At 57.9% G+C, this 17,341-nt stretch carries 18 protein-coding genes; 13 read left to right on the top strand and 5 right to left on the bottom strand.

What is annotated here, in order from left to right:
- The first annotated feature begins 38 nt into the window (after positions 1–38).
- Positions 39–704 carry a thiopurine S-methyltransferase gene (locus tag CR159_RS02055; RefSeq protein WP_102072312.1) on the top strand — a complete coding sequence of 222 codons (666 nt, stop codon included), beginning with the start codon at positions 39–41 and terminating at the stop codon, positions 702–704.
- Between the two features lie 9 nt (positions 705–713).
- On the opposite strand, the gene CR159_RS02050 is transcribed toward CR159_RS02055, so the two are convergent.
- The gene (locus tag CR159_RS02050) at positions 714–1,439 is read right to left on the bottom strand and encodes an rRNA pseudouridine synthase (protein WP_102072443.1); all 726 of its coding nucleotides are present in this window, start codon (positions 1,437–1,439) and stop codon (positions 714–716) included.
- A 203-nt stretch (positions 1,440–1,642) separates the two neighbouring features.
- Between CR159_RS02050 and CR159_RS02045 the strand changes: the two genes are divergently transcribed.
- The 3 genes from CR159_RS02045 (at position 1,643) to CR159_RS02035 (ending at position 3,599) form a co-directional block, all read left to right on the top strand.
- Entirely contained in the window at positions 1,643–2,137 is a 495-nt protein-coding gene (locus CR159_RS02045; protein ID WP_102072311.1) for a hypothetical protein, read from the top strand.
- 193 nt (positions 2,138–2,330) lie between these two features.
- Positions 2,331–2,840, top strand: a complete 510-nt coding sequence (locus tag CR159_RS02040) for a 2,4'-dihydroxyacetophenone dioxygenase family protein (RefSeq protein ID WP_102072310.1) — start codon at positions 2,331–2,333, stop codon at positions 2,838–2,840.
- A gap of 33 nt (positions 2,841–2,873) precedes the next feature.
- Complete coding sequence (locus tag CR159_RS02035) at positions 2,874–3,599, top strand: SDR family NAD(P)-dependent oxidoreductase (RefSeq protein ID WP_102072309.1); 726 nt, start codon at positions 2,874–2,876, stop codon at positions 3,597–3,599.
- A 16-nt stretch (positions 3,600–3,615) separates the two neighbouring features.
- Here CR159_RS02035 and CR159_RS02030 read toward each other — a convergent pair whose 3' ends face one another.
- The gene (locus CR159_RS02030; protein WP_102072308.1) at positions 3,616–4,383 is read right to left on the bottom strand and encodes an SDR family oxidoreductase; all 768 of its coding nucleotides are present in this window, start codon (positions 4,381–4,383) and stop codon (positions 3,616–3,618) included.
- 104 nt (positions 4,384–4,487) lie between these two features.
- Here CR159_RS02030 and CR159_RS02025 point away from each other — a divergent pair, with 104 nt between their 5' ends.
- The 3 genes from CR159_RS02025 to CR159_RS02015 all read left to right on the top strand — a co-directional run bounded on the left by CR159_RS02025 (position 4,488) and on the right by CR159_RS02015 (position 8,055).
- Positions 4,488–5,957, top strand: coding sequence for a M20 family metallopeptidase (locus CR159_RS02025; protein WP_102072307.1), 1,470 nt, complete (start codon positions 4,488–4,490; stop codon positions 5,955–5,957).
- Between the two features lie 138 nt (positions 5,958–6,095).
- On the top strand, positions 6,096–7,616 hold the full coding sequence (locus CR159_RS02020) for a SulP family inorganic anion transporter (protein WP_102072306.1): 1,521 nt from the start codon (positions 6,096–6,098) through the stop codon (positions 7,614–7,616).
- Positions 7,617–7,809: 193 nt separating this feature from the next.
- Positions 7,810–8,055: a hypothetical protein gene (locus CR159_RS02015; RefSeq protein ID WP_102072305.1), complete on the top strand. Its 246-nt coding sequence runs from the start codon at positions 7,810–7,812 to the stop codon at positions 8,053–8,055.
- Here the strand turns inward: CR159_RS02015 and CR159_RS02010 are convergent.
- Together CR159_RS02010 and CR159_RS02005 are read right to left on the bottom strand one after the other, a co-directional pair.
- Positions 8,052–9,086, bottom strand: coding sequence for an acyl-CoA dehydrogenase family protein (locus tag CR159_RS02010; RefSeq protein WP_102072304.1), 1,035 nt, complete (start codon positions 9,084–9,086; stop codon positions 8,052–8,054). The two genes, CR159_RS02015 and CR159_RS02010, sit on opposite strands and share 4 nt — an antisense overlap.
- An 8-nt stretch (positions 9,087–9,094) precedes the next feature.
- Positions 9,095–10,246 carry an acyl-CoA dehydrogenase family protein gene (locus tag CR159_RS02005; protein ID WP_102072303.1) on the bottom strand — a complete coding sequence of 384 codons (1,152 nt, stop codon included), beginning with the start codon at positions 10,244–10,246 and terminating at the stop codon, positions 9,095–9,097.
- Between the two features lie 247 nt (positions 10,247–10,493).
- Between CR159_RS02005 and CR159_RS02000 the strand changes: the two genes are divergently transcribed.
- Entirely contained in the window at positions 10,494–11,294 is an 801-nt protein-coding gene (locus CR159_RS02000; protein ID WP_102072302.1) for a crotonase/enoyl-CoA hydratase family protein, read from the top strand.
- Positions 11,295–11,299: 5 nt separating this feature from the next.
- Here the strand turns inward: CR159_RS02000 and CR159_RS01995 are convergent, their stop codons facing one another.
- On the bottom strand, positions 11,300–12,199 hold the full coding sequence (locus CR159_RS01995) for a LysR family transcriptional regulator (RefSeq protein WP_102072301.1): 900 nt from the start codon (positions 12,197–12,199) through the stop codon (positions 11,300–11,302).
- 73 nt (positions 12,200–12,272) lie between these two features.
- Between CR159_RS01995 and CR159_RS01990 the strand changes: the two genes are divergently transcribed.
- The 5 genes from CR159_RS01990 to CR159_RS01970 are packed head-to-tail and all read left to right on the top strand — an operon-like array spanning position 12,273 to position 17,340.
- Positions 12,273–13,526: a CaiB/BaiF CoA transferase family protein gene (locus CR159_RS01990; protein WP_102072300.1), complete on the top strand. Its 1,254-nt coding sequence runs from the start codon at positions 12,273–12,275 to the stop codon at positions 13,524–13,526.
- The gene (locus CR159_RS01985) at positions 13,519–13,998 is read left to right on the top strand and encodes a MaoC family dehydratase (RefSeq protein ID WP_102072299.1); all 480 of its coding nucleotides are present in this window, start codon (positions 13,519–13,521) and stop codon (positions 13,996–13,998) included. The genes CR159_RS01990 and CR159_RS01985 overlap by 8 nt, the downstream gene beginning before the upstream one ends.
- Before the next feature lie 29 nt (positions 13,999–14,027).
- The gene (locus tag CR159_RS01980) at positions 14,028–14,999 is read left to right on the top strand and encodes a Bug family tripartite tricarboxylate transporter substrate binding protein (protein ID WP_102072298.1); all 972 of its coding nucleotides are present in this window, start codon (positions 14,028–14,030) and stop codon (positions 14,997–14,999) included.
- Between the two features lie 54 nt (positions 15,000–15,053).
- Positions 15,054–16,265: an ABC transporter substrate-binding protein gene (locus tag CR159_RS01975; RefSeq protein ID WP_102072297.1), complete on the top strand. Its 1,212-nt coding sequence runs from the start codon at positions 15,054–15,056 to the stop codon at positions 16,263–16,265.
- Positions 16,266–16,281: 16 nt separating this feature from the next.
- The gene (locus CR159_RS01970; protein ID WP_102072296.1) at positions 16,282–17,340 is read left to right on the top strand and encodes an alcohol dehydrogenase; all 1,059 of its coding nucleotides are present in this window, start codon (positions 16,282–16,284) and stop codon (positions 17,338–17,340) included.
- Position 17,341 lies beyond the last annotated feature (1 nt).

Below are 17,341 nucleotides of genomic sequence, written 5' to 3'. Positions count from 1 at the left end.
TACAATAAGGCCACGAACTCGCAAATAAGGAAGGAACGATGCAAGCAGATTTCTGGCTGGAACGATGGCGTGACGGGCAGACCCATTTCCACTTGAGCAAGATAACGCCGCTTTTGCAGAAATACTGGCCTACATTGGGCGTGGAAGCCGGCTCTCGTGTACTGGTTCCCCTTTGTGGCAAGTCGCTGGATATGCTTTGGCTTGCGGATCAGGGCTACAAGGTCCTGGGAGCGGAACTCTCGCCATTAGCCGTAGAGCAGTTTTTTTCAGAGAACGATTTACAGCCAAGCAGCCACATGTCGCCCCTGGGCAAACATTTTATCGCCGGAAACATCGAGATCATTTGCGGCGATATCTTTGCACTGGACGCCGCAACGCTTTCCACGTGCTCGGGCGTCTACGATCGCGCGGCGCTCATTGCCCTTCCTGCTGACATGCGCCATCGCTATGTCCATCATGTATACGCTCAGTTGCCGCATCACTATCGGGGAATCCTGATCACGCTGGACTATCCGCAGCATCAAATGGACGGCCCGCCGTTCTCGGTTAACGAAACTGAAGTGCAGGGCTTGTTTGCCGGCCATTCGAAAGCATTAGTACTGGATCGCCGCGCCATCCTGGACAAGGAACCAAAGTTCGCCGAACGCGGCCTGACTGAACTGGACACGATTGTATTCGGCCTGGGGGGCGGCCATACCGGCTGACGCGTTCGCCTAGAAGCGTTCGTAGCCCATCAGGTATCGCCATTGGCCGGCGATCAGGCCTGACATGGATACCCGCCCGATCCGCAGGCGCTTAAGGCTTACTACCTGCAGGCCGACCTGATGGCACATGTCTGGAATCAAGGCGGCGGGTGGGTTCTTCAGGGCGAAGCGCAAGCGGGTTTCGTTCTGCCAACTGACCTTGATCGGCGGCAAGCGCACGCCTCGCCATGACAGGCCGTGATTCAGGCGCTTCAAGCCATCGGCGGCAATCTCCCCGGCCACTTCCACCACATATTCGTGTTCGATCCGCGCTGCATCGTCAGTCAGTTTTCGGGCTATCGCATATTCCTGCGAAAATACCACCAGCCCAAGCGCATCGGCGCCCAGCGGTGTGATCAGTTCCAGTCCGTTCAAATCACGCTTGACGAAACTGCGCTCGCAGCGATCGTCGGGTGCGCGATTGGCCGGCGTGATGAGATCAAGCACGGAGCGCTCACCGGGATTGTCGCCATAGCCCACGGGCTTGTGCAGCAGGATTGTGACGGGCTTATGGTCCTGCGCGCTAGCACCTTCAGCGAGCTCCACATGCTGTTGCGGCTGAATCCGGAACCCCGGTTCTTCGATTACCTGGCCATCCACACGCACCCAACCCCCCTGCACATAATTTTCGGCTTCGCGACGGGAACAGGAGAAGTGGTCAGCAAGATACTTGCTCAAGCGTACGGATTCGGTCATGGCGAGCCATTGATTGATGCGCCGTGGTGCGCGAAGAAAGCTGGAAATTCCACAAAACATTGTAGACGACCCGCCAAAGGACGTAGCGGCTACGGCCAATTGGACCCGCCACGTTGGGGTCATTGGCTGATGGGCATCCTGGAACGTAGGCCCTACGATGGCATTCAAAGTGCGACTCAACAGCCTATAGGGGAAAAACCACCATGCCATACTTTACCCAGCTGGCTCAGGGAACCGATCCGGATGCCAGGGATCTCCACAACTTCATGGACGCGGCAAGACGGTTCCTGCACGATTTGCTCGCCGAGCAATTGCAGCTTGGCCATCCGCAGCCGGACACCGCTCCGGCGCTGTTCGAGAACTTGCGGCACGATACCCTGGCCGTATTCCTCGACTATGTCCACGATCGCTTCCAGCAGCTTCAGGCGGAGCTCGATTCGATCGATGAAACCGTGCTGGCCGCGCACGGGCTGACCGGTGAACGCCTGCATCGCCAGTTGCGTACCCTGGCTGACCTGGAAGCATCCACCGGCGGTGCACAAGCTTACTGGCCGCGGGTGGGAAAGATACTGCAGGAACTGGATACCACCCTGGATACCGTCCTGGATCCACTAAGTACCTTCGCCCCCCGTTTTGGCGGCTTCATTGGTCTTTTCAAGGAATTTCGAGCACCCGTGATCAATCTCGTTAACGGATAAACAAAAAGTCTTTTTCAGGCACCCTTCTTAAACGGTTCACCCCAGCATTTGCGATTCCCGGCAGAAATGTCCGGAATCGCTTTTTTTGCTCATCATTATGGGTATTCACTTAGTGGCGTCGACGGGTTAATTCTTTAAGCTTGATACTTTGTCACAATGCCATGCCGCCGTCCGGGCCGCAAAGGAGCCGAGTATGTCCACAGCCGCCGTACCTTATCGACATCCCAATCCCAAAGAGGCACTGCCCGAAATCATCGTGCCCCATGCCGTCCCGCAGGATGAGCGAGTCTGGGTTCCGCAGGCAGATAAGGTATGGTTTCGCCCCCTTTGCCTGAACGTCTCGCAGGGCTACTGGACCAATCTGCTGCGGGTACGAAAGTCCGGCGTGCTCAGCTGCCACCGCCATCCGCAGGCCGTACACGGCTATGTCATCAAGGGCTCGTGGCGCTATCTGGAACATGACTGGGTTGCAACGGAAGGCAGCTATGTGTTCGAACCCCCTGGCGAGACACACACCTTGTATGTTCCCGAGGACGTAGAAGAAATGATCACCCTGTTTCAGGTCAACGGGGTGATGTACTACGTTGACAGCGAAGGCAATCACACCGGGTTTGAAGATGTCTTCACCAAGCTGGACATGTGTCGCAAGCATTATGAGAGCGTCGGCCTTGGCGCGGATTATGTTGACCAATTCATACGCTGAAATGCAAGGCACGGAATCACGCAAGGGACACCCATGAGCTTCAGACCCGACCTCCTGACTCACAAGACGGCAATCGTCACCGGCGGCACCCAGGGCATAGGCCGCGCCGTTGCCGAGGCCCTCGCCGGCCTGGGTGCCCGGGTGTATGCCACCGGGCTGCCGTCCAGCGACGCCGCGGCATATCGATCGGATGGCATTACGGAAGTCATTCTTGACGTCACCCACGAGGACGATATACGCGCATTCGCGCAAAGCGTGACCAGCGCCGACATTCTGGTCAATTGCGCCGGCATCATTTGTCGCGGCGAAGAGTTCAAGCTTCCCGTTTTCGAGCGCGTGCTGAACATCAACCTTATTGGAACTATGCGCCTGTGCGAGGAAATCCGCCCTTTGCTGGCCAAGTCCGGCGGATGCATCGTCAACACCGCATCCATGCTCAGCTTTTTTGGTGGCGGACTGGTTCCCGCCTATAGCGCCAGCAAGGGCGGTATTGCGCAACTGACCAAATCCCTGGCCATCGCCTATGCGGTCGACGGCATCCGCGTGAACGCTGTCGCACCCGGGTGGATTGCAACTCCCTTAACCGAGGCGCTGCAAAACGACGAGACACGCGCCAGGCCAATTCTTGAGCGCACGCCGCTAAAGCGCTGGGGGACGCCCGACGATGTCGCGCAAGCGGTCATATTTCTTTGCTCCGACGCGTCGGCATTCATGACTGGCGTCATCATGCCGGTCGATGGCGGCTACATGGTGACTTGATCGGCCAAAACCTGGTTCACAGGACGGCAAGCATGCCGCCGTCCACGTAGATAATCTGGCCATTCACATAGTCGGAGGCTTTGGAGCAAAGGTAGATGGCCGTACCTGCCAATTCTTCAGGAAGCCCCCAGCGACCCGCCGGCGTGCGCGATTTAACCCAGCCATCGAATTGCGGATTGTCCATCAGCGCCGTATTCATTTCGGTCGCCATGTAGCCGGGCCCGATCGCATTGGCCTGAATGTTGTGCGTGGCCCATTCCGCCGTCATGGCTCGGGTCAGCATCTTGATGCCGCCCTTTGCCACGGTATAGGGCGCGATAGTGGCGCGCGCGCACTCACTGGTCAGCGACCCTATGTTCACGATCTTGCCGCCCGAGCCGCGGGCAATCATTCGTTTCGCGGTTTCCCTGGCGACCAGGAAAGCGCTGGTCAAATTGGTATCGAGCACACGCTGCCATTCTTGAAGCTCGAGATCCACCAACGGCTTGCGCAGCTGGATACCGGCGTTGTTGATCAGGATATCCACGGCCAGCCTTTTTTCATCGAACGCCTTGAACGCCGCGCTGACGGACGCTTCGTCGCTGACGTCGAAAGCCGCGCTGTCCACGTCATAGCCTTTCTTGCGCAACGCGCCGGCCGCAACCTCCAGTGTTGCCACGTTGGTACCGTTCAATACGACTTTGGCGCCGTGGGCCGCCAAGGCTTCGGCAAACGCAAAACCCAGGCCACGTGACGACCCGGTGACTAGCGCCGTGCGGCCGCTCAAATCAAATAGCGCTGACATATATGTTTTATTCCCTTTCCGGATCCGGCAAATTCTTCCCAAAAGCGGATCATATTACGTATCATCACTGAAGTTGCGCAAACTTCCTTTGCAAGGACACCGCCATGGATTTCCCCTTACCTGACAACGCTGTGCCTACCCTTGACGCGAACGCCTTGCAAGCCTTCGTGGATGAAAAGTGGGACCGCGAAATTGTTCCCGCTCTAACCGATTACATTGCCGTCCCGGCCAAAAGCCCTGCATTCGACCCTGACTGGGCCCGCAACGGCTATATCGACAGCGTGGTGCGCGACGCCGCCCTATGGGTCGAAGCGCAAAAGGTATCGCGTCTGACACTCGAAGTTGTGCGCCTGCCCGGTCGCACACCCGTCATTTACTTCGATGCCCCCGCCACACGTAGCGATAACGGCGATACCGTCCTGATGTACGGCCACCTGGACAAGCAACCCGAATTTTCCGGCTGGCGTTCCGACCTGGGCCCATGGACCCCGAAATACGAGGACGGCAAGCTGTATGGGCGTGGCGGCGCGGACGACGGTTACGCTGTCTATGCATCGCTTACCGCTATTCTGGCCCTGGACAAGCAAGGCGTACCCCGCCCCCGCTGCGTCGGCATCATCGAAACGTGCGAAGAATCGGGTAGCTACGATCTGCTTCCCTATGTTGACGCATTACGAGACCGGCTGGGCAATGTCGCGCTGGTAGTGTGCCTGGATTCAGGCGCCGGCAATTACGATCAGCTGTGGATGACAACCTCGCTGCGTGGCATGGTCGCCGGCACACTTGAAGTTCAGGTCCTGGATGAAGGCGTACACTCGGGCGATGCCAGCGGCGTCGTGCCGTCCAGCTTTCGCATCCTGCGCCATCTGCTGGACCGACTGGAAGACAGTGCCAGCGGCCGTTTATTGCCGCAAAGCTTTCACTGCGAAATTCCCGCCAGCCGCATCGAGCAAGTGCATGCAACGGCCAGAATCCTGGGTGATGAAGTCTGGCGACGTTTCCCCTGGAGCTGCGGCGCAGACGGCGGCTTCGTATTGCCCATGACCACGACTCCCCACGAAGCCTTGTTGAACCGTACCTGGCGGCCCACCCTGTCTGTCACCGGCGCCGAAGGCTTGCCCGCGCTGGGCAACGCGGGCAACGTCTTGCGGCCTCGCACGGCATTCAAACTCTCGCTGCGCCTGCCTCCGCTTATCGATGCGGTGGCTGCGGCACAGGAATTGAAATCGCTGCTCGAATCCGATGCCCCCTATAACGCAAAAGTGATCTTCAAGCCGGACCAGGGGCTGGCCACCGGCTGGAATGCACCGGAATCGGCGGCATGGCTGACGTCCGCGCTGGATGCCGCTTCGCAGGCGCACTACGGCGCACCTTGTGGCTATATCGGCCAGGGAGGCACCATACCCCTGATGAATCTTCTTCAGGCGGGTTTTCCCAAGTCGCAGTTCATGGTATGCGGCGTACTGGGCCCACAATCGAACGCCCATGGCCCCAACGAATTCCTTCATGTACCGTACGGCAAAAAACTGACCGCGGCGGTGGCGCAGACCATTGCTGCAATGCCTGTGCAATAATTCGTTCCGCTCCGGCCGACATCAAATCGGCCGCCTCCTGGGTTCTACTGTCCAGGTTTACACGCGAAAATTGCCATTACGTTTTTCTTTTTCCAGCGGCCAGCCAGCAAAGGCCGCCGCTCGCCCTGAAGGATAATCTTGCTCGCCCTCAAGCCCGCCGACATCAAGACCAACGTCTTGAGCGGCATTACCGTTTCGCTCGCCCTCGTGCCCGAGGCCATCGCCTTTGCCCTGGTTGCCCAGGTCAGCCCGCTTACCGGCCTTTATGCCGCCTTCATCGTCTGCCTGATCACATCGGTATTCGGCGGAAGGCCTGGCATGATATCCGGGGCCACTGGAGCCCTTGCCGTCGTGATGGTGAGCCTGGTGGTGAGCCATGGTGCCGAGTACCTGTTCGCCACGGTCGTCCTGATGGGCATGCTGCAAATAGTGTTTGCCGTCTGCAAGCTTGGCAAGTTCATACGCATGGTTCCGCACTCGGTCATGCTGGGTTTCGTCAACGGTCTGGCCATCGTCATCTTCCTGGCGCAGTTCGGCCATTTCACGACCATGGGCGCGGACGGCGTCGCCGCCTGGATGAGCGGCGCTCAACTGTGGATGATGCTGGGATTGATTGCATTAACGATGGCGATCATCTACATCTTGCCGCGGTTCACGACCATGATCCCATCGTCGCTGGCAGCCATCCTGATCATTTCAGGACTGGTAGCGGGGCTGGGCATCGACACCAAGACCGTATCCGATATGGGGTCGATTGCCGGCGGCTTGCCGCAATTCCACTTTCCGCAGGTTCCAATGAATCTGGAAACGCTTTATGTCATATTCCCGTATGCGCTCATCCTGGCAGCGATAGGCCTGATCGAAACACTATTGACACTCAATCTTATTGATACCATCACCGACAGCCGCGGCAAGCCGAACCGCGAATGCCTGGCTCAAGGTCTGGCCAATGTTGCAGGCGGACTATTCTCCACCATGGGTGGCTGCGCGATGATAGGCCAGAGCATGATCAACATCAACAACGGTGCGCGCCACCGCCTTTCGGGCATTGTCGCCGCCCTGTTCCTGCTCGGCTTCATCCTGTTCCTGTCGCGATGGATAGAAATGATTCCCCTGGCTGCGCTGGTCGGACTGATGTTCGTGGTGTCGCAAAAGACCTTCGCCTGGGGCAGCCTGCAAGCCTTGCGCAAGATTCCGCGCCAGGACGCCATCATCGTGATCGGCGTAACCGTCATCACCGTATTGACCGACCTGGCCATTGCGGTGTTCGTGGGTGTCATGTTCGCGGCGCTGGTCTTCGCATGGCAGCATGCCAAGGAAATCCACGCCACGGTGAGCCACGATAAAATCGGTCGCAAGGTATATACCGTCAAAGGCACCTTGTTCTTCGCGTCCACCGCTAACTTCGCTTCGCTGTTCACTCCGCGGGAAGATCCTTCACAGGTGGTCATCGATTTCCTGGACGCGCGCCTGGCCGACCATTCCGCAATCGAAGCGATCGACAGCCTGGCCGGCAAATATCAGCAATTGGGAAAAACACTGCATCTGCGTCATCTCAGTCCCGACTGCCTTGAATTGCTGGATCGTGCCAAAGCCATGGTAGAGGTCAATGAATACGAAGACCCTCACTACCATATCGCAGACAACAAACTAGGCTAATCGATGTAACAGAGCTGCGAATTCTCCGTAGTTCATACGATATGCGTTGCGGCCGTTTATTACTATATCGTTATATGTCATCCTTCTTGACGATGTTTCACCGTTGCGCAGCAATGGTCTCCACCGCCGAGCAAACAATCAACAATAACAAGCAGATCGGCGCATGCCTCTGCCATAGAATTTCGAGAAAAATGTGGAGAAAGAATTACAGGCGCAACCCAGCATTTGGACAATCCTGCCCAATGGAAATGTGTTGCACAGATCGGGACTTGAACTGGAAAGCACCGGTGACAGCTGGCAAATGACGCAGTCATCCGGCGTCGATTTCGCGATCTTTACCATGATGGAACACGGACTCAGCGCGGACGAAGCGCAAGGATTGGCCGACTTGCTGATCCAGCAGGGCGCCACCTGGGCAACCGGCGGCGGCCTGCACTAGCCTTCGCGTGGCTCAGTTTCCATCGATAATTGCCCGCATATGAAGGCCAGCGCGGACGTTTGCGGCTGACCCATTAACTGGGCGCCGATACGACCCGTCCAGTAGCTTTCCGCTCCCGCGCACAGGCGCCACACTCGCAAGCGGCGCGTATACAACTGCAAGTCATAATCGTCGGTCACGCCTATGGCGCCGTGCACCGCATGCGCTATATCGGCAATGAGTCCGGCCGCTTCGCTACTGCGTGCTTTCCCGAGCGCCGCCAGCGAGGGTCTTGGGATCCAGTCCGTGCTCTGGCAGGCCAATTGCGCGGCCATTCGGGCGGCCCACGTGCGCTCGGCCATGATGCTGATCTGATTCTGGATGGCCTGGAACTTGCCGATGTGTTTGCCAAACTGGCTGCGCTGATTCGCATAGTCCAGCGTCATCGCGAGAACACGATCGGCCGCACCGGCCATCAATGCGGCATAGCTTGCCGCGGCCATTTCGTCTAATCGGGCGTTTCCGGATATCGACGCCGGCATTTTTATCCCGGTACTCGGCCATGTTTCCCAGCGCAAGGACGCCGACAGGCCGCCTCGGCCATGCGTCGACACACTGCTCGCGTCTGCTTGCGGCAACAAGGCAACCTGGCCTCCCAGGTCTGCCAACACCCATGCGGATACAAGCCCGAAAGGCAGCGCATCGATATCGATAGCGCCCTTGTCCGATCGTACCCCCATGCCGGTGATACTGATCGGGCCGCTGGGGGGTGCAACCCCCGCGGAGGCAAGCCAGGCCCGAGCCAGCATGGTCTGTGCAAAGGGTAATGGTACGGCATGCCGGCCTGCCGACAGAAACATCGGAAACACCTGGGCCAATGCCAGACCCGCACCGTCCAGCGATTCAGGCACCAATGCGTCGAGAAATCCTGACTTATCGATTTCGCTCCACATCGCCTCCGGACTGGAGCCATTCTCGATCGCACGGATTGCCGCAGGCGTCGAAATTTGTGCAAACAATCGCTCAACGGAATCGGAAAGCAGCGTATCCATGACTATCCTTATCGTAGGCCAAGGCCGCGGGCAATGATGCCCCTTAGAATTTCACGCGTTCCACCGCGCAACGAGAACGACGGCGCCATCTGTTCCAGATAAACCAGCGTCCGGCGCAAAGGCGCTGGAACAGGGGTGTGAGGGGAAGAGCCCAGGATCTCGCCGATCAGTTGGGGAATGGCCTGCTCGATTTCCGTACCGAGGTCCTTGACCAGACTGGCTTCAATGGCCGGGCTTTCGCCACGTGCCAGCTTGCCGGCCAATGAAATCGACATGGCCCTCAGCACCGCCAGCCACGATACGATTTTCCCTAACGTTTCGACCGTTCGGCCGTTGTTATCGCCGGTCTGCCGGCAATGCTGCAACCAGCTCTCGAGCAATACCATGCTGGAGTACAGTCGCTCCGGGCCGCTACGTTCGAACGCGAGTTCTGCGTTGACCTGCTCCCACCCGTTACCCTCCGTGCCGACCAGAGCATCTTGCGGACATATGACGTCTTCGAAAAACACTTCGGAAAAATGTTCGTCGCCGGCCATATCCTTGATGGGACGTATCGTGACGCCAGGCAGGCTCAAGTCGACAATTATCTGCGATAAACCCTTGTACCGGTCGGCGGCGTCTCCCGAGGTACGCACCAACGCAATCATGTAGTGCGAATGCTGGGCATTGGTGGTCCATATCTTATTGCCATTCAAGCGCCAACCTTCCGGACCGGCTACGGCCCGGGTTCTGATGCTGGCAAGGTCCGAGCCGGCATTTGGTTCGCTCATGCCGATGCAGAAAAAAGCCTTGGCGCTGCAAATGCGCGGCAGATAGAATTGCTTTTGTGCTTCGGTGCCGTACTTCAGAATCAGCGGTCCGCTTTGACGGTCCGCAATCCAGTGGGCCGATACTGGCGCTCCGGCGCACAAGAGTTCTTCGGACATCACGAAACGGGCGAATGGCCCTTTGTCTGCGCCGCCATACCGCGCCGGCAGTGTCAGGCCAAGCCAGCCGCGCGCGGCAAGCTGCCGGCTGAAGTCGGCATCAAACCCCATCCAGGAACGCGCCCGGACATCCGGCTCCATGGTGCCGATGCCAGCGTTCAGGAAAGCCCGTATCTCTTGGCGTAGTGCCTCGTCCTCGGCTGGAATTTCAGTAAGCTCTAAAGTGTCTATCATGGCTTGTGCAATGGCGCGCGTTCATATCGTTACGTAGATACTAGGCGCGGCCATTCCTGCGTGTCTAATAGTATTTTCGTGCATAGTGATAACGCCTTTGTATCGCCCCGGCCGTCGCGGACAATCTCGTACGCTCGCTATTATTCGTTAACAAATTAACATTGGATTCAATCCACTTTCGCCTCTAAGCTTCTCTACTTGGCATCGGGCTGAACAAGTCCGCCGCTTACCTACCCAAGAGGGCCGAATGGATCGAATATTGCATTTTGAACAAGACGAACACGGAGTTGTGATCCTGACCATGGATCACGAAGAAACACGCAATGCCCTCACCGGCAACACGCTTGTTGATGCTTTTCTGGCCGCGTTCGAGCGTATTGAAGCGGATCCCGCCGTGCGCGTCGCCATCATCACCGGGGCCGGAAAGGCGTTTTCGTCGGGCGGAAGCATTCACGAAATGGAGCGCCAGCTCGAGCCTAAATTCGACAGCGCCGCCCTGCGTCACGAATACAGGGAAGGAATCCAGCGCCTGCCGCTGGCCCTGCACAAGCTCGAAGTTCCCACGATCGCAGCTATAAACGGTCCCGCTATCGGTGCCGGCTTCGATCTGGCGTGCATGTGCGATATTCGAATTGCATCCGAACGCGCGATCTTCGCCGAGAGCTTCGTCAAGCTGGGCATCGTGCCCGGGGACGGCGGCGCCTGGTTCCTTCCTCGCCTTATCGGCATGTCGCGCGCCGCGGAAATGACGCTTACCGGCGATGCCATCGACACGCAGCAAGCCCTGGAGTGGGGGCTGGTTTCCAAAGTCGTCGCCCAGGATCAACTGATGGACGAGTGCCGGAAAATGGCCCAACGTATTGCCGTCAATCCGCCTGAAGCAGTCCGTATGAGCAAGCGACTTCTGCGCGAAGGACAACACAGCCGGCTGGATACCCTGCTGGAAATGTCTGCCGCCTTTCAAGCCATTGCTCACAAGACAGCAGACCACGCGCAGGCTGTCGGCGCCTTCATGCAGAAGCGCGCAATACGGAAAACCACTCACTGACCAGATCAGGACGCCACGAGCATGAGCATTTTGTCGCGGAGCCGCCCGACCAGCGGAGAACGGGTGTCTCGATGGGCAACCAGCGACAAGGACAAGCATCTTCGCGCTCCATCATCGGCCAAATCGATGAAGCGGACATGTTGGGGGGAATAAGACCTTGTCACGGCCGGCACCAGCGCTATCCCCATTCCGCTCGCAACCAGGCTGAGCTGCGTTTGTACTTGAATGGCTTCCTGGCTGACACGTGGCGTGAAGCCGGCTTTATGGCACAGCGATAATGCCTCGCCGTGCAGGCCAGGCACCAACGTTGACGCGTAGAGCACGAATTGCTCGTTGCGGCACTCCTTCAAAGACAGTTTTTTGCGGGAAGCCAGCGGGTGGCCGACAGGCACCGCCAGAACCAGATCATCACGCTGAATAACCCAGGCTTCGATAGCGTCCTCTTCAGCGATCGGTCCACGTACCACTGCGGCATCGATCTCGTGGTTGCGCACCAGGCCAATCAGCCCGATCGAGCTGTCTTCGCGCAGTTCAATCTTGACATCGGGATGGTCGGTTCTAAACGCCGGTACGCATAAGGGCAGTAAGGTGTAGGTCGCCGAACCGACAAAACCAAGCCGCAACGTGCCCCACTCGCCCAGAGCCACCAACCGCGCAGATCGGCAGGCTTGTTCGCTGTAGAACAATGCCGTCTTGGCGTCCTTGATCAAGGCATGGCCAGCCGGCGTCAACGTGACGCCTTTGGAGCCCCGCTCGAGCAATTGCGCTCCGACTTCGGCCTCCAGCTTCTGTATCGACACCGACAACGCCGGCTGCGCGACAAATAGTTTTTCGGCCGCCTGGCGGTAGCTTCCATGCTCGGCGACGGCAATGAACTGCTGGAATTGACGGAGAGTTATACCCATGTCGTCTTGTTATCGCTCGATAGATAAACAATATTAGACCGTTATCGGAGCCCAAGAATAGACTCTTCAAGCCATGAATACAAATACAGCCCCTACTGCTGCGCTGAGCAGCATCCGCATCCTCGACCTTACTTCGGTCGTTTTCGGCCCCTATGCCTCTCAAATACTGGCCGACTACGGGGCCGATGTGATCAAGATCGAAGCACCAGGCGGCGACTCCACGCGTAATACCGGGCCAGCATTCGAAGCCGGCCTCTCGGCGATATTCCTGGGCGTCAATCGAAACAAGCGCAGCATTGTCCTCGACCTGAAACAAGCCAGCGCACGCGAAGCGCTTCTGACCATGGTGGACCAGGCAGACGTCTTCATGCATAGCATCAGACCGCAAAAAATGGTGCGCCTGGGCCTGGACTCCGATACCTTGCGAACACGCAATCCGCGGCTGATCTACGCCGGCCTGCACGGTTTCGGCAGCGGCGGCGCGTACGATGGCCGGCCCGCCTACGACGATACGATACAGGGCTTGAGCGGCGTTGCAGACATTGTTGCGCGACAGACCGGCACACCTCGATATCTGCCGACGATTGCCGCCGACAAGACTTGCGGTTTGATTGCCGCCCATGCCATTCTGGCCGCACTATTCCAGCGGGAGCGCACCGGTCAGGGTCAATTCGTTGAAGTCCCCATGTTCGAATCCATGACATCGTACATGCTGGTCGAACATTTCTATGGCCGCCACCTGGTCGGCGCGGATCAACCGGCCGGTTATCCCCGCACGTTGACGCCCTGGCGCAAGCCCTACCAGACAGCGGATGGCTACGTCTGCATCATGCCGTATACCGACAGCCACTGGAAGAGTTTCTTCGTAGGCACCGGTAACGAAGCTATTGCGCTCGATCCGCGCTTCAGCAACATCGCAGCGCGTACTGACCATATCGACCAGTTGTACGAACTGTTAAGCCGCATCATGCGCGAACGCTCCACCTGCGACTGGCTGGATTTTTGCCGGCGCGTGGAAATTCCAGCCACAAAAATCAATTCGCTGGACGACCTGGAACAGGACCCGCATCTGAAAAGCGTCAATTTGTTTGTCGACGTACGCGACACCGAGCAGAACGCATATCGCTACGTCCGCAGTCCGGTGCGTATGGAAGGCAGCAACATTGCACCAACCATGCCGCCCCGGCTGGGCCAACATACCTGCGAGATCTTGTCAGAAGCCGGATTGTCGGATGCACAGATTAACGCCATGCTGGCGAGCAAGGCGGCCATGAGGCAGCCGCCCACCGCTGAACTCGATACATCAAAAAAGGATACTCATGAATGACAATGATGCACTACCCACGCTTGGCCGTGGATACTACTGGCAAGAACTATCGGTCGGACAACGCTTCAAGACATTCCGGCGCACGATCACGGAAACTGACGTCATCAATTTCATTAGTGTCACGGGTATGCTCGAAACGATTTTTATCGATACCACATTCGAGCATGGCGCGATCAAGGGGCGTCCCGTTCCGGGAGCGCTTACCTACGGCCTGATCGAAGGACTGATCATGCAAGGAATGGTGCAGGGAACTGGCCTGGCCTTGCTTGAAGTCAACAAGAAAATGCTTTCCCCGGTGGTAGTGGGCGATACGGTGTGGGCCGAAATCGAAGTCACTGCCATACGCCCCACTTCCAAAAATAACCGGGCAGTGGTCGCGTCGCGCATCGATATCAAGAACCAGCATGGCAAAGATGTAATTTCCTACACGGCCACACGGATGCTCGCGGGAAACGCCGATCAAGAAACATAAAAATCATAAGCAAGCAAAAGGAGACAAAAATGAAGACAACACGAAGAGCGCTGTTCACCGTTGCATTGGTGCTGCCCCTGACGATAGCCGCTGCGCATGGTGCTGCCTGGCCAGACAGACCTATCACCATGATCGTCCCCTTCCCGGCCGGAGGCCCCACCGATCTGGTAGCACGCGTGATGGCAACACAGCTTTCGCAACAACTGGGTCAGACTATTGTCGTGGACAACAAAGGCGGCGCGAACGGGACCATAGGAATGACGGCAGCGGCTAACTCCAAGGCCGATGGCTACACGATGCTGTACAACACGTCCTCGATCGCGCTCGCGCCCAACCTGTATAAGAAGCTGGCCTTCGATCCGGCGACAGACTTTGACGCCATCTCGTCGACAGCAGTGATTCCTCTCGTCTTATTGACGCACCCTTCGGTACCCGCAAATACGATCACCGAGTTCATTGAATATGCCCGAAAAAATCCGGACAAGCTCTCCTATGGCTCGGCAGGGGCCGGCAATGTCACGCATCTGGGCGCCTTCCTGTTCAACCAATCCACAGGCATCAAGGCCCAGCATATTCCCTATCGAGGCAGCGCCCCGGCCTTGACCGACCTGGTCGGCGGCCAGGTCCAGTTCATGACCAATACGCTCAACGATTCGCTGCCATTCATTCGTGACAAGCGGGTCAAGGCGCTGGTTCTCACCAGCAAAGCGCGCAGCGACAAGTTGCCTGATGTGCCCACGGTTGCCGAAGACACCATCGCGGGGTTTGAAATAGGCGCATGGCAGGGTATTGTCGTTCCCGCGGGCACGCCGCCGGCCATTGTCCAGAAACTCAACACCGAAGTTCGCAAAGCATTGAAGTCGGATTCGATACTCAAGCAACTGGCAGCGCAGGGCGCACAACCGCTGGGGTCGACGGCCGATGAATATGCTGCTTATATCCGCAGCGAAACCAGGCGCTGGGGAGACGTCATCAACGCCGCCGGCGTCCAATTGAACTAGCATCTGCTGCACCACCGCTTTACACCCCTTCATAAATAAAAGAGAGACAACAAAATGAAACTGAGATCTTTGGCGCTTGCGTTGACCTGCGCGTTGTTATCGAACCATGCCGGAGCCCAGAGCGCCGATGTTGCGCGTATTGGCGTATCGAATGACCGCTCCGGCATCTATTCCGACCTTGGCGGGCTGGGCTCGGAAGTTTCGGTCCGCATGGCGGTTGAGGACTTCGGCGGTTCCGTATTGGGCAAGAAAATTGAAGTCATAGGCGGTGACAGTCAGAACAAGGTCGACGTTGCCTCGACCATGGTACGCAACTGGTTCGATACCCAGAACCTGGTCGCCGTCGTCGACGGCGGTGCGAGTTCGACGGGTCTGGCCGCCATGCACGTAGCGGCCGAGAAAAAGGGTGTGGCGTTGATCAGCGGCGGCTTCGCCGGCGATTTCAGCGGCAAGCAATGCTCGCCCATAAGCACGCAATGGGCGCCCGATACCTATGCCCTGGCCAATGCGGTTGTGGGCAACACCGTCAAGAGCGGTGGAAAAAGCTGGTACTTCATCACGACCGATTATGTCTTCGGCAAGACGATGGAGGAAACGGCAAGCAACTTCGTGACAGCGGCCGGCGGAAAAGTGCAGGGCAGTACCCGCCACCCTCTTGGATCATCCGATTTCGCGTCATACCTGCTGCAAGCCCAGTCGTCTCAGGCTGACGTGATCGGCCTTGCCAGCGCAGGCGGCGACCTGATCAACCTTATCAAGCAGGCCCAGGACTTCGGCCTGACCGGCGGAAACCAAAAACTCGTCACCTTCCTCGTATTCATTAATGACGTCTTCGGCATGGGACTGGACTATGCCCAGGATCTCAGTTTTCCCACGCCGTTCTACTGGGATGCGAACGACAACACACGCGCATGGGCAAAACGCTGGCAAGAAAAGACAGGGTTCAAGCGGGCCCCGTCCATGGTCCAGGCACTCTCGTATGTTTCCACCATGCATTACCTGGAAGCCGTAAAAGCGGCGGGCACGTTCGACAGCTTGAAAGTCAATGCAAAAATACGCGAGCTTCCGGTACGGACCAAACTCATCAGCAATGCGCGGGTACGTCCAGAAGATGGCCGCGTCATCATGGATATGTACCAAGTGCAGGTGAAGAAACCCTCCGAGTCCAAATCGGCAAACGACGTTTACAAAATCCTGGCAACCATTCCCGGTGATAAGCTATTCGTCCCACTGGCAGACAGCCAATGTCCGTTAGTAAAAAAATGACAAGAGGAGACGCGTCATGAAGTGCTATTGCGTAGTGAATTTCCGCGAACCATTATTGCGGCAAGATGTCGACACCCCGGTACCCTCCGGTAAGGAAGTGCTGCTGCAAGTACGTGCCGCGGGGGTATGTCATAGCGACATTCACCTTTGGGAGGGGGGCTACGATCTGGGCAATGGCCGCACCCTGGCATTGAAGGATCGCGGCGTTTCGCTTCCGCTCACCATGGGACACGAAACCGCCGGCACGCTGCTGGCCATGGGGCCGGACGCCGCCGGCGTCGAGCTGGACCGCAATTACCTGGTGTACCCGTGGATAGGTTGCGGGCAATGCCCCGCATGCCTGGACGGTATGGAGAATCACTGCTCCGCACCCAAGTGCCTGGGTGTGCACCGCAGCGGCGGATATGCCGACCATATCCTGGTTCCCGACGCCAAGTACCTGATCGATATCGGCGATCTGGACCCTGCCCAGATCGCGCCTTATGCATGCTCGGGCCTGACTACTTATTCCGCGCTCAAGAAAATTGGCGCGCCCATCTACCAGCAGCATCCGATTATCATCATGGGTGCGGGTGGGCTGGGCCTGATGTGCCTGAGCTTACTTTCCGCGCTCAACGGCGTTGGCGCCATCGTGGTGGACATCGATCCCGCCAAGCGGCAGGCGGCCCTGGATGCGGGCGCCCTGGCGGCGATCGACGGCGCTGCTCCCGATGCGGCCCAGCAAATCCTCAAAGCGCTGGACGGCAAGCCCGCACAAGCCGTCATCGACCTGGTAGGTGCGCCATCGACCACGGGCCTTGCCTTCGATTGCCTGACCAAGGGCGGTAAGCTGATACTCATAGGCCTGTTCGGTGGTGCTTCATCCTGGCCTATTGCCCTGATTCCCATGAAAGCCATGAATATTATCGGCAGCTATGTGGGCAACCTGGTCGAGCTTCGCGAACTTATCGACCTTGTCAAGACAGGGCGAATAGCTCCTATCCCGATACAACGATACGAGCTTGATCAAGCGGACGCTACCTTGACGGCCTTGCGCAACGGCAGGATAACCGGTCGTGCAGTCCTGACGGCCTGAC

Origin of the sequence: Pollutimonas subterranea (genome assembly GCF_002849655.1) — a bacterium.
GTDB classification, from domain to species: domain Bacteria; phylum Pseudomonadota; class Gammaproteobacteria; order Burkholderiales; family Burkholderiaceae_B; genus Pollutimonas; species Pollutimonas subterranea.
Note: the sequence above shows the minus strand (reverse complement) of the source record. Positions and strands in the feature narration are given on the sequence as shown.